The organism is Wolbachia endosymbiont of Drosophila baimaii, assembly GCF_028982185.1.
Taxonomy (GTDB): domain Bacteria; phylum Pseudomonadota; class Alphaproteobacteria; order Rickettsiales; family Anaplasmataceae; genus Wolbachia; species Wolbachia pipientis.
Genome location: NZ_JAPQLE010000022.1, coordinates 1 through 13,297, shown reverse-complemented (window position 1 = coordinate 13,297; position 13,297 = coordinate 1). Strand labels below are relative to the sequence as shown.

Sequence of the window (13,297 nt, the reverse complement as noted above, 5' to 3'; positions counted from 1 at the left end):
TCATAACTATATGCTGCTGGCATGCTTACCATCACTACTATAAATCCATATCTTACCTTTTTTGGACTATTATGAGAAGTGCTATAAATGGCAATATTAAAAATTTAAATGATATTCAGAATGCTCTCAAAGAATCTGGAGCAGACGGAGTGATGATAGGTCGTGGTGCCTACGGTAAACCTTGGCTGATTAATCAAGCAATGAACTTTCTCAGTGGAAGTGAAACTTCTGAGCCAACAGCTTCAGAGAGATTAAGCATCATACTCGAGCATTACGACAATATTCTTGAGTACTATGGAAATGACACAGGAATAAAGATGGCCCGCAAACACATAGGTTGGTACAGTAGCGGGCTTCAAGGCTCATCTGAATTTCGTGTGAGAGTAAATAACATGACAGATAGCACAGAAGTGAAAGAAAATATTATTGGCTTTTTTGGTCAAGAGACACACTAGCTGTACTCAATTCGACTGATCGTATGCCACTACGCTCTCTTCCTCACCAGAGTGTAAATGACAACCATTATCCATCAACCATTCCTCGTCATAAGTTTCAATATCAAAATATTTTTCATATTTATCCACATTATCACAAAGTGAAAGTGCTCTGATCTTATTCATAATCAAACCTGTACCAGCAGGAATTAATCTTCCTACTATAACATTTTCTTTTAATCCACTTAAAGGATCACTCTTCCCGCAGAATGCTGCTTCTGTAAGTACTTTTGTTGTCTCTTGGAAAGAGGCAGCAGAAATAAAGGAGCTAGTTTCAAGACTTGCCCTAGTAATCCCCTGCAGAATAGGAAGATAATGAGTAGGCCGTTTGCCAGAGTTACTCATAGCATCATTTTCCCTATCAACTTCCAGCTTGTCAATGCTTTCGCCAACCAAGTACATAGTATCACCAGGATCAGTAATTTCCACTTTTTGTAGCATTTGTTTTAAGATCACCTCTAAATGCTTATTGTCTATACGAACACCCTGCAATCTATAAACTTGCTGTATTTCAGAAATCATATAGTGCGCTAAAGCTTCTAACCCAAGCACACGTAAAATATCATGGAGATCAGGGTCACCATCCATCAATAGATCACCTTTACGTACAAAATCACCTTCATTGACTATTACATGCTTACTTCTTGATACCAAATATTCAACTGGAGAAATTTGTTCATCTACAGGTTTAATTAATATACTGCGTTTTCCTCTACGGTCTTTTTCAGAAAACGCTACATAGCCATCTATCTCACTAACAATAGCATGCTCTTTAGGACGACGTGCTTCAAATAACTCTATAACCCTCGGTAAACCACCAGTAATATCACGAGTTTTAACTGACTCTCTTGGTGTTCTTGTAATAACATCACCTGCATGAACCTTCTGGCCATCTTGTACATTGAGCACTGCACCGATTGGTATAAAATAACATGCTTCAACGCCACTTGCGAGTGTCATTACTTTACCATTATCGTCAAGCAGCACAATACGAGGACGTAAATTAGCTCCACCAGAATGCAATTTCCAGTCTTTTACTACTTTGCTCGATATTCCTGTAGATTCATCCATCACTTCAGTGATCGAAATTCCATCTTTTAAGTCCTGATAAGACACTGTACCAGTCTTCTCCGTGATAATAGGCAATGTATAAGGATCCCATTCCGCAACTTTATCGCCAATTTTTACTGACCCACTCTCATCTACATAAAGCTTAGCGCCGTAAGGTACACTGTGCTTCAACTTCTCACTACCAAGGCTATCAATCAACACGACTTCACAGGAACGGCTTATCACAATTTTATTTCCGTTTCTATCTATAATTATATTACTATTGTTTAACTTTATTTTAGCATTAATAGAAGCTATAATATTCGAGGATTCAACGCCTCTAGTCATTACTCCACCTATATGAAAAGTACGCATCGTTAACTGAGTACCTGGCTCTCCAACAGATTGAGCAGCTATAACACCAACTGCTTCACCTATTGAAACAATTTTACCAGTTGCAAGGTCTCTTCCATAACATAAAGAACATACACCAGGACTTATTTCACAAGTTAAAGGCGATCTAATTTTTACAACATCAAGACCTGCAATGCTGATTTGCTTTACTTTATCCTCATCAATTAATTCCCCTGCTTTTACTAATAATTCTTTTGTCACTGGGTTATATATATCATTTGCAGCTGTTCTACCCAGCACAACACTCTCTAGAGATGCAACTATAGTACTTCCTTCAACTGTAGCTCTCACAACAAGACCATTTTTTGTTTTACAGTCATGCTTTGTAACTATGCAATTTTGAGATACATCAACTAAACGACGAGTTAAGTATCCAGAGTTTGCAGTTTTAAGTGCAGTGTCAGCTAAACCTTTACGCGCACCGTGAGTAGAATTAAAGTATTCAAATACGTTCAATCCTTCACGGAAATTAGAAATTATAGGTGTTTCTATAATCTCACCAGAAGGTTTGGTCATGAGCCCTCGCATTCCTGCTAGCTGTTTCATCTGTGAAGTAGAACCCCTTGCACCAGAGTTAACCATCATATACACTGAGTTGTACTTACTATTTCCATCATATATAGATATTGCTTTTAACATATCATTAGCTATCATATCCGTACACTTAGACCATTCATCTATAACCTTGTTATACCTCTCACTTCTAGTTATTAGCCCATCTTGATATTGCATAGAGAATTTCTTAATTTCACCCCTCGCGTGATCAACATGTGTAGCTTTAGTTTCAGGTATAACCATATCACAACGACCAAAAGAGACACCAGAAAATGTGGCATACTCAAAGCCAAGTACCATTAATTTATCAGAAAATGCCACTGTAGCACTTTGACCACAGTTACGATATACCAAATCAACTATACCAGTTATTTCCTTGACTGTTAATATCTGATTTATTAGATCGAAGCCTAGATTCTCATGCTTAGGAAAAATTTGCCATAATATTAAACGGCCAGGAGTTGTACAAACAGTTTTATAGTGAGTTTCACCGCTGCTATTAATATACTCCATCCTATACTTTATACTAGAATGAATATGTAAAGTACCATCACTCAAGGAATGCTCAACTTCACAAAAAGCACCAAAAGATGGTAAATTATCTTCCTTAGGTTCTTGTAAAGTCAGATAATATATACCAAGTACTATATCTTTACTAGGAACTATAATCGGTCTGCCATTAGAAGGACTTAAAACGTTATTAGTGGACATCATCAACACCCTAGCTTCAAGCTGAGCTTCCAATGAAATTGGCACATGCACTGCCATTTGATCACCATCAAAATCAGCATTAAACGCCGTACAGACAAGCGGATGAAGCTGTATTGCTTTGCCTTCAATAAGGATTGGCTCAAAAGCCTGAATACCAAGTCTATGTAGCGTAGGCGCTCTATTCAACAAAACAGGATGCTCTTTTATTACCTCTTCAAGCATATCCCAAACTTCTGGTTTTTCTGCTCTTATCAACTTACTAGCAAACTTAATAGTTGGAGCCATACCATACATCTTAAGCTTTGAGTAAACAAAAGGTTTGAATAGTTCAAGAGCCATTCTTTTTGGTAATCCACACTGATTTAGTTTCAAAGTTGGACCAACAACTATTACAGAACGTCCAGAGTAGTCTACCCTTTTTCCTAAGAGGTTCTGGCGAAAACGACCCTGTTTTCCTTTTAACATATCACTAATGGACTTTTTATATCCAACAGCACCAGCTTTATTTACCAAAGTATTACGACGACTATTATCAAAAAGAGAATCAACTGCTTCTTGTAACATCCTTTTTTCATTACGAATCATAATCTCAGGAGGATTTAAGCTCAACAATTTCCTCAACCTGTTATTTCTATTAATAATAGTCCTATAATGATGATTCAGATCAGAAACTGCAGGACGACCACTCTCAAGCGATACCAAAGGACGCAAATCAGGTGGTAAAATAGGTATAGTTGTAAGTATCATCCACTCAGGCCTATTTCCAGATTTAATGAAGTTTTCAACAATACGCAATCTCTTTATAATTTTCTTTCTTCTTATCTCAGAAGCAACAGATTCTAATTCTAGTCTTAAATCCTTCCTAATTTCATGTAAATCAAGGCGCGTTAGCAACTCTCTTATAGCTTCAACACCTTGCATAGCTACAAAACTATCGATCCCATAGCTATCTTTAGCTTCATTATAAGCTTTTTCACTAATAATCTCACCTTTTTCAAAAGGCGAAACAAGAGGATCTATTACGATATAATTATCGCTATATAAAATATTCTCAATATCTCTGAGAGACATATCCAATAATGCTCCAATTCTTGAAGGAAGCGATTTCAAAAACCATATATGAGCAACAGGAGATGCAAGCTCTATATGACCCATCCTTTCTCTTCTTACTTTAGAAGATGTAACTTCTACTCCGCATTTTTCGCATATGCGACCTCTGTGTCTTCTTTTTTTGTATTTTCCACATAAACATTCATCGTCATTGACAGGGCCAAAAACCTTAGGGCAAAATAATCCACCTTTCTCAACTTTGAACGTACGATAATTTGCAGTTGAAACATCTTCTATCTCACCACAAGATATACGCTTAATACTTTCAGGGCTAGCAATCGATATGCTAACCTCATTAAAAGGTTGTGCAATGTTAGTGTGAGATATATCTTCAATCACTACATCATTTTGCTTTAAATCTACATTTAAACATAAAGAACGTAGTTCTTTTATCATCACATTAAAGGATTCAGGAATTCCACATTCAAAATTACTGTCACCTTTTATTATCGATTCATAAATCTTAACTCTACCATTAATATCATCAGACTTCACAGTTAACATTTCCTGCAAAGTATAAGCAGCACCATAGGCTTGTAATGCCCAACATTCCATTTCACCAAAACGCTGACCACCAAAATGAGATTTTCCTCCAAGAGGTTGTTGAGTAACCAAACTATAAGGCCCTACTGAACGCGCATGAATTTTACCATCAACCAAGTGGTGCAACTTAAGCATGTACATGTAACCAACTGTAACCTTGCGGTCGAATTTTTCACCACTGCAACCGTCATATAATACAGCTTGTCCAGAGTTATCTAAACCAGCAAGTTCAAATAATTTTGCTATTTGTTCATCTTTTGGACCCTCAAATACAGGTGCAGCAACAGGAACGCCATCACGTAATTTGCGTGCAAATTCAATGAGATTATTATCACTAATATTACGAATATCATTACAGATAGATACGTTACTGCCATAGCTATAAACCTCAATCAGGAAGTTACGTAAATTGCTGTATGAACTTTTACAAGAGTTCAAATAGTTCTCTACTAACTCATTCAACTCGTCATTTAGTGCATTCTTATTAGGTGTATTTAAAACAGAAGCTGTTATTTCATCATCATCAATATTTTCAATTTTTTTATTATCAAGATATGCTACTGCAAATTGTGTAAAATTATCATCGTTAAGGGACCTAATTCCCTTGCAAAAAGCACTTTTGATCTTATTGATCTCATCGAGAATATTACTTACCTTTTCCCCTAATTTTCTACAAGCCCAACCTACATGCGTTTCCAGTATTTGCCCTACATTCATTCGTGAAGGAACACCAAGAGGGTTAAGAATAATATCAACAGGAGTACCATCTTCCAAATAAGGCATATCTTCCACTGGCACAACTCGAGAAATCACACCTTTATTTCCATGTCTACCAGCCATTTTATCCCCTGGTTGCAGACTATGTTTCACAGCAATGAAAACTTTTACTGACATCGACACACCTTGAGGCAGGTCATAACCTTCATGTAATTTTTCTACTTTTCGCTTAAACTGTGCTATTGCATGTGATACTTTTTCATCAAAATCTTTTTTTAAGCTCTTAACTTGCTCAGAAATGGATTGGTTTTTTAATCCTATACCCCACCATTGCTCACGTTCAATAGAGTCAAATTTTTCTCGATCTTGAGAACCAGAATTAATAAGAAGTTTCTTCAGTTCATCATAGAAATATTCACTAGTAACATTGATTATATAATCTCGCTCTTCCTCAAAGTCATTTATCTCTTTTTGTTTGATGAGTAATGCCCTTTCATTTTCTTCAACCCCCCTGCGTGTAAAGACTTGTACATCAATTACTGTCCCTTCAACATCTGGAGATGTATATAAAGAGGAATCCGCACAATCGAATGACTTTTCACCAAAAATTGTCATTAATAACTTCGTTTCAGGAGGCAATGAAAGAGAAGGTTTAGGTGTAACTTTACCTACCAGAATATAGCCTGGACCAACTCTTGTACCAATTTTCACTATACCACTATCATCCAAGTGATATAGATTTTCTTCATTAACACCAGGTATAGCACGAGTTATTTTCTCTGATCCTAAAGGGGTATCATGTACAACACAGTCAAATTCTTCTATATGAATAGAAGTAAAGAGATCTTTTTTAACAACTTCACTAGAAATAATAATAGAGTCTTCAAAATTATAACCTTGCCAAGACATAAAAGCGACTAGCAAATTTTTACCAAGCGCCAACTCACCACTGTTAATTGCAGGACCATCAGCTATTACATCACCCTTTTTAACATAATCACCTACGCACACTAGCGGTCTTTGATTAATACAAGTATTATGGTTAGAACGCTGAAATTTCCTTAGATGATAAATATCTACGTCCAAGTAGTTAACCCTTTCCTTATCAAAAGCACGTATAACTATAGAGTTACTATCAGAACTATCAACTATGCCATCGCGTTTTGCTAAAACTACAGCACCAGAGCCAGAAGCTACAAAAGACTCCATACCAGTAGCAACCAGAGGAGCGGTAGGCTTCAATAAAGGTACGGCCTGACGTTGCATATTTGAGCCCATTAATGCTCTATTAGCATCATCATTTTCTAAAAATGGAATCAAGGAAGCTGCAACTGATATTACCTGCTTAGGAGATACGTCAATGTAACTAACTTGGTCGCTACTTACCATGACGAAGCTACCAGCATATCTACAGTATAGCATGTCATCAACAAAGCAATTATTTTCATCAAGCTTTACGCTAGTGTCAGCTATATGACGTGAGCCTTCGTCTATAGCAGAAAGATACTCAATTTGATCAGTAACAACCCTATTGACTACTTTTCTATAAGGGCTTTCAATGAAACCATATTTATTAATACGCGCGTATATAGCTAAGCTGTTGATTAACCCTATATTTTGCCCTTCAGGAGTCTCAATAGGGCAAATTCTTCCATAATGAGTTGGATGAACATCACGCACCTCAAATCCTGCCCGTTCTCTTGTTAAACCGCCAGGACCTAACGCGGATAACCTTCTTTTATGTGTTATTTCAGATAACGGATTAGTCTGATCCATAAATTGAGATAATTGAGAAGAATTGAAGAAATCTCTTAAGACATTAGTTAACACTTTTGGATTAATAAAATCAGATGGAGAAACTTTATCTAAACTAGAAGTGGACATAGAATCAACTATTGCGCGTTCCAATTTCAACAACCCAGTTCTAAATTGATTTTCTATAAACTCTCCAACTGATCTTACTCTTCTGTTTCCTAAATGATCAATATCATCTACAGATCCTTGACCGTCACGTAACAATACTATTTTTTTCACAATTTCAATAATATCTTCATGCGTTAAAACAGTTAAATCCTCATCATAATTTAATCCAAGGTAAGAGTTAAGCTTCAACCTACCAATGTTAGACAAATCATAATATTCCGGACTGAAGAAAAGATTACGGAAAAACTCTTCTACTATCTCTAAAACAGGAACTTCACCAGGACGCAAAACTCTATATATTTCATATAGTGCATCCTGACAAGACATGTTTTCATCTAAGAAAAGCATATTTAATATATAAGGTCCAACAAACAAATTATCTATGTTCAACACTGATATTTCATCTACAGATAATAACTCAAGCTTCTTTATGTCTTCCAGCTTTATAGATTCACCAGCAGATAAAATTTTCGTAGAGCTAGCACTATCCATTAAATCTTCTGCGAGGAATAAACCACATATAGAATTAAAAGGAACCAGATACTCTTTCAATTCATTATCATATAGCTTTTTAGCTAGTCTTGAGGTAATACGAACGTTAGCTTTAAGCAGCACATTACCTTCAATATCCATTAAGTCGAAAGGCAGCCTTACTCCTTTAAATTTATCAGGAACAAAAGGCACTTTCCAACCATCTTTATGTTTTACATACTTTATTTTCTCATAAAATCTATCGAGTATATCATTATTTGATAGACCCAACGCCTTTAATAAAACTGAAATTGGCAATTTTCTTTTTCTATCAACACGAAAATACAAATGGTCTTTAACATCAAATTCAATATCAAGCCAAGAACCCCTATAAGGAATAATTCTAGCAGAATAGATCAATTTACCAGAATTGTAAGTTTTTCCCTTATCGCTATCAAAAAATACACCAGGAGACCTATGCATTTGTGAGACGATAACTTTTTCCACACCATTAATGATGAAAGTGCCCTTATCAGTCATCATAGGCAACCCACAAAAGTAGACTTTCTGCTCTTCTATAGATTTTACAACGGTTGCAAGTTTAGAATGATCTCCTCTCTCTTTAATCGATTTATATTCATCAAGAGAAATACCATCCTGCATAACAACAAGACGTATAGAAGCAATAACCTGAGCAGAAAAAGTTACACCACGCTTTATACACTCAGATTCATCATACTTAGGATCATCTACCCTACAACTTATAAACTCAATAGTAGCCCTACGCAAAGGATCATTTATTGGAAAGATTGTATGAAAGATAACTTCAAGTCTTTCATTACCCTTATTCTTAGGAGTAAAAGAATCATATGATTCTTTTTGAACCTTAACCAAATCCAATAAAGAATCTTTTAAATCAATCGACCTAGAATAAGAAACTCTAGGAACAAAAGCACCAGAAGCGTACATATAAGAAGAATCAACCATTAAAATACCCCAAGCTAATTAAAAGAGCTATATCAATATAAAATTAATACATTAAATATTATTCAAGCTCCACTTTAGTTGCTCCTGCTTCAATAAGTTTTTGCTTGATTTTTTCTGCTTCGTCTTTAGGAACATTAGCAGTCAAATCTTTAGGTAAAGATTCAACCAACTCTTTTGCTTCTTTTAAACCCAATGCAGAATTAACCTCTCTCACAGCTTTAATAACTCCTATTTTTTTACTCGCATCAATTTCTTTAATCACAACTTTATACTCAGCTTTTTCTTGAGCAGCAGGAGCAGCAGCATTATCACCAATAGGCGCCCCAGCACCAACAGCTCCACCAAGAAAAGAACCAGCAGGCAACCCTATTTTCTCTTCTAAAACTTTTACAAGTTCAGAAACCTCTAATAGGTTTAAAGATAATATTTTATCAACCAAATCACTTGTTACATTACTCATAATTACCACCTTACTTAACAACAAATTTATTTTTTAGAACTATAATAATCCAAAACTCTCATAAGCCTCATAGAAGATGAATTAATAGACAACGCTAACCGAGCAGAAATATCATAAGATATTAAACGCATAATTTTAACACGCAATTCATCCAGAGAAGGCAACTTAGCCAGTTTATTAACATCTTCCACTGTTAACAATTCATTTAAATGAGCTGCGCAAATCACAGACATTTTTTCTTTGTTAGCATTAGTAAAATCAACTATTAATTTTGCAGCTTCTACTATGCCACTAGAGTATATAATAGCAACAGGACCGGAAAATTTGCCTGATAAATAAGAGAATTTACCAGTCCTTTCCAAAGCCAAGCGCGCTAGAGTGTTTTTAACTACTAATACCCCACCTGCTATAGACTTCAGACTATTCCTCAGAGTTAATGAATCATTAGCATTTATAGATTTAAAACTTACTAATATCAAGAAATCATTATTTACAAATACGTTTATTGTGCTCTGTATAAATTCATCCTTATCTTTACGCTTCACGGTATCACTCCCTTAAATTATATCTTCCACTTTGCCTATCTTATTAGCTTTACCCATAGTTGAATTTAAAAAAACACCCTTAAAGTAAATTCCTTTCGCAGAAATAGGTTTATTATCTTTAATTACTTTAAGAAAGGCTTTTAAATTTTCTAGCAAGTCATCAATATCAAATTTAATATTTCCTAATTTACCATGAATAACACCATTTTTATCTGTTCTAAATTTTACCTGACCAGACTTAATGGTTTTAATAGCTTCTGCAATGTTAGAAGTCACAGTACCAAATTTAGGGTTAGGCATCAGCCCTTTAGCACCCAATACTTTTGCAATAGGAGTGATTTTTGCCATAAAATCAGGAGTAGTAATGCACCAATCAACATCTAACTTTCTACCTTTTTTTATTTCTTCAACTAAATCCTCTCCTCCTGCAATATCAGCACCAGCTTTTTCAGCTTCTAATAAATGTTTATCTTGAGCGAAAACAGCTACTTTAATATTCTTCCCGATACCTTTAGGCAAAACTACTGTACCACGCACCTGCTCTTCAGATTTACGTGAATCTACGCCTAAATTGACCGCAATATCAACTGATTCATTAAATTTTGCTGAAGCAGACTCAACAATCTTCTTCAAACACTGCTTAGGATTATCATTATATGTATTCATTTACCTAACCTTCCACAACTTCTATACCCATAGATTTTGCAGTGCCTACAACCATTTTCACTGCTGAATCTTCATTATCCACTTTCATATCAACCATCTTGCACTTTGCTACTTTAATTATAGCAGACATAGGTAATTTAGCCACTAATTCTTTACCAGGATTACCAGAACTTTTACTTAATTTAGCCTCCTGCTTAAGTAAATAAGCCACAGGCGGACCGCTGACAGTAAAATCATGAGAGCGATCATCCTTTATGGAAATTCGCACTGTTACTAAATCGCCTACTTTATAATTAGCGTTAGCAGCACCAGTAACTTTATTAAAAGCTTCACAAAACTTAGGAACAGGTATACCACGTGGACCAAGTACTGAAGCAATTTTCGGTCCTGGAACTGCTTTCCCAGCTTCCATAAGTAAGTTAATCTTAGCAACTATAACACTCATAATTAATCCTCTATTTTCTCTACTTGAGCCAGATCAAGCTCTATTATTGTCGGCTTACCTAAAATCGATACTTCCACATTAATAATTTTTTTCTCATCGTTTACCATATTTACCTTACCAGTAAAATTTTGAAAAAGACCATCATTAATTTTCACTTTTTCACCTTTTTCATAACCATAACCTAACTTCTTTGTCTCTTGAGCATTATAAAGTGCATTACACATTGAGTGAATCTCATCATCCAAAATCACCTTTGGAATATTACCGTTTTTCAAAAATCCATAAACCTTAAGAGATTTTGGTATATTATTGATAAAATTCAATACTTCATCGCATAAATTCACGTATAAAAAGACATAACCAGGAAAGCATTTCCTTCGTGTAGCAATTTTCTTAGATTTCAACTCTACTTCACTTAGCTCTTCATATGGAATAAAAACTTCCTTAAAGTAATCATTAACACCCAATCTCATAGAATTTTCCAATATATGTTGGCGCACTTTCTCTTCACAATTAGAAGCAACTCTCAAGATATACCATTTATACCTATTAAATTCTTTACACTTTAAACTTATCTCATCATCTAAAATCATCTCAAAATTACCAGATTCGCCACTGCAGAATCCAGGCGTTTGATTCAAAATATTTTTGCTTTCATCACACAGATGCATATATACATACACTTCACATAATTCTTTTATATCAGACTTTGAATTACATACCGTTTGATAAGGAATAAACACTTCCTTAAAATAAACAGCATTACTTACCAATTCGCGTATACCTTGCTCATATCCATAATCAACTTTAATGATATACCATTTATATTCACATTCCATAAATAATTCCAAATAAAGCCTTAATTACGTAAAGAGACATAAAATCCACAAAACAGAAGAAAATCGAAAAGCATAATATAACAATCATTACAACAAATAGAGATGACAACACCTCCTGTTTCTTTACCCAAGCAATTCTTCGTATTTCTTGCTTTATATCACAGAAAAAACCACACAAACTTTTTAACATTTCCACCACAACATTAATGCAGGAGCGATAGGAATTGAACCTACAACCTCTGGTTTTGGAGACCAGCGCTCTACCAATTGAGCTACACTCCTATAACTCACTCTCACTCCAAAATTTCAGAAACAACACCAGAACCAACAGTTCTACCGCCTTCTCTTATCGCAAAACGCAATCCCCTATCCATTGCTATCGGTACTTGCAATTCTACTTCTACACTCACATTATCTCCTGGCATTACCATCTCCTTCCCATCTAGCAATTTTATGCTCCCAGTTACATCCGTTGTCCTTAAATAAAACTGTGGCTGGTAATTCGCAAAAAATGGTGTATGCCTTCCTCCTTCCTCTTTCTTTAATATATAAACCTCCGCCTTAAACTTTCTATGCGGTGTTATCGTCCCCGGTTTCGCTAATACTTGCCCTCTCTCCACTTCTTCTCTTTTTGTTCCTCTTAACAATATTCCTACATTGAGTCCTGCACTTCCCTTATCCAGCAACTTCTTAAACATCTCAACACCTGTGCATATCGTCTTTTGCGTCGCTTGCAGACCTATTATCTCTATCTCTTCTCCCGTCTTTATCTCTCCCTTCTCTATTCTTCCTGTTACCACTGTTCCTCGCCCCGATATCGAAAATACATCTTCGATTGGCAATAAAAATGGTAAATCCACAGGCCTTGGTGGAACCGCTACATATTCATCTAACTTTTCCATCAATTTGTCTATTGATTTCTTTCCATATTCGCTGCTGTCATCCTCCAGCGCCTTGAGTGCTGAACCAACCACCACAGGCACTTCATCCCCTGGAAATCCGTATTTACTCAGTAATTCCCTCACTTCCATTTCTACTAAATCTATCATATCAGCATCAGCAACATCAGCTTTATTTATATACACCACGATATATCCAACACCTACCTGCTTCGCCAGCAATATATGCTCTCTCGTTTGTGGCATTGGCCCATCAACCCCCGACACTACCAATATCGCCGCATCCATCTGTGCTGCACCTACTATCATATTCTTTACATAGTCAGCGTGTCCAGGACAATCAACGTGTGCATAATGCCTTTTTTCCGTCTGATACTCAACATGCGCTGTTGCTATCGTTATCCCCCTCTTCCTTTCTTCTGGCGCTTTATCTATCTGATCGTACGCTACAAAATTTCCATAATGCTT

At 35.8% G+C, this 13,297-nt stretch carries 9 protein-coding genes and 1 tRNA gene; 1 reads left to right on the top strand and 9 read right to left on the bottom strand.

Going from position 1 to position 13,297, the window contains the following annotated elements; translation table 11 throughout:
• Nucleotides 1-455: tRNA-dihydrouridine synthase (locus OZD66_RS00785; RefSeq protein WP_275021916.1), on the top strand; the 455-nt coding region annotated here is incomplete at its 5' end.
• A 6-nt stretch (nucleotides 456-461) separates the two neighbouring features.
• Here the strand turns inward: OZD66_RS00785 and OZD66_RS00780 are convergent.
• The 9 genes from OZD66_RS00780 to tuf all read right to left on the bottom strand — a co-directional run.
• Nucleotides 462-8,975: a DNA-directed RNA polymerase subunit beta/beta' gene (locus OZD66_RS00780; RefSeq protein WP_275021915.1), complete on the bottom strand. Its 8,514-nt coding sequence runs from the start codon at nucleotides 8,973-8,975 to the stop codon at nucleotides 462-464.
• Nucleotides 8,976-9,033: 58 nt separating this feature from the next.
• Nucleotides 9,034-9,435, bottom strand: a complete 402-nt coding sequence (gene rplL / locus OZD66_RS00775) for a 50S ribosomal protein L7/L12 (protein WP_182366410.1) — start codon at nucleotides 9,433-9,435, stop codon at nucleotides 9,034-9,036.
• Nucleotides 9,436-9,461: 26 nt separating this feature from the next.
• Complete coding sequence (gene rplJ, locus OZD66_RS00770; protein ID WP_182366412.1) at nucleotides 9,462-9,980, bottom strand: 50S ribosomal protein L10; 519 nt, start codon at nucleotides 9,978-9,980, stop codon at nucleotides 9,462-9,464.
• A gap of 12 nt (nucleotides 9,981-9,992) precedes the next feature.
• On the bottom strand, nucleotides 9,993-10,646 hold the full coding sequence (gene rplA, locus OZD66_RS00765; RefSeq protein ID WP_182366414.1) for a 50S ribosomal protein L1: 654 nt from the start codon (nucleotides 10,644-10,646) through the stop codon (nucleotides 9,993-9,995).
• A gap of 4 nt (nucleotides 10,647-10,650) precedes the next feature.
• The gene (locus OZD66_RS00760) at nucleotides 10,651-11,091 is read right to left on the bottom strand and encodes a 50S ribosomal protein L11 (protein WP_182366416.1); all 441 of its coding nucleotides are present in this window, start codon (nucleotides 11,089-11,091) and stop codon (nucleotides 10,651-10,653) included.
• Between the two features lie 2 nt (nucleotides 11,092-11,093).
• Nucleotides 11,094-11,930, bottom strand: a complete 837-nt coding sequence (gene nusG / locus OZD66_RS00755) for a transcription termination/antitermination protein NusG (protein WP_065094731.1) — start codon at nucleotides 11,928-11,930, stop codon at nucleotides 11,094-11,096.
• Nucleotides 11,920-12,120 (bottom strand): preprotein translocase subunit SecE, encoded by a 201-nt coding sequence (secE, locus tag OZD66_RS00750; protein WP_022626186.1) that lies wholly within the window; start codon nucleotides 12,118-12,120, stop codon nucleotides 11,920-11,922. Before secE ends, nusG begins: the two co-directional genes overlap by 11 nt.
• Before the next feature lie 19 nt (nucleotides 12,121-12,139).
• Nucleotides 12,140-12,212 (bottom strand) — tRNA-Trp (locus OZD66_RS00745).
• Between the two features lie 11 nt (nucleotides 12,213-12,223).
• Nucleotides 12,224-13,297 (bottom strand): elongation factor Tu (tuf, locus tag OZD66_RS00740; RefSeq protein WP_275021909.1); only part of this gene is annotated, 1,074 nt, incomplete at its 5' end.

What these genes read in the sequence shown, in the direction of transcription:
- rplL (WP_182366410.1), bottom strand. Translation starts at nt 9,435, where the DNA reads ATGAGTAATGTAACAAGTGATTTGGTTGATAAAATATTATCTTTAAAC.
- rplA (WP_182366414.1), bottom strand. Translation starts at nt 10,646, where the DNA reads ATGAATACATATAATGATAATCCTAAGCAGTGTTTGAAGAAGATTGTT.
- secE (WP_022626186.1), bottom strand. Translation starts at nt 12,120, where the DNA reads ATGTTAAAAAGTTTGTGTGGTTTTTTCTGTGATATAAAGCAAGAAATA.
- OZD66_RS00760 (WP_182366416.1), bottom strand. Translation starts at nt 11,091, where the DNA reads ATGAGTGTTATAGTTGCTAAGATTAACTTACTTATGGAAGCTGGGAAA.
- OZD66_RS00780 (WP_275021915.1), bottom strand. Translation starts at nt 8,975, where the DNA reads ATGGTTGATTCTTCTTATATGTACGCTTCTGGTGCTTTTGTTCCTAGA.
- nusG (WP_065094731.1), bottom strand. Translation starts at nt 11,930, where the DNA reads ATGGAATGTGAATATAAATGGTATATCATTAAAGTTGATTATGGATAT.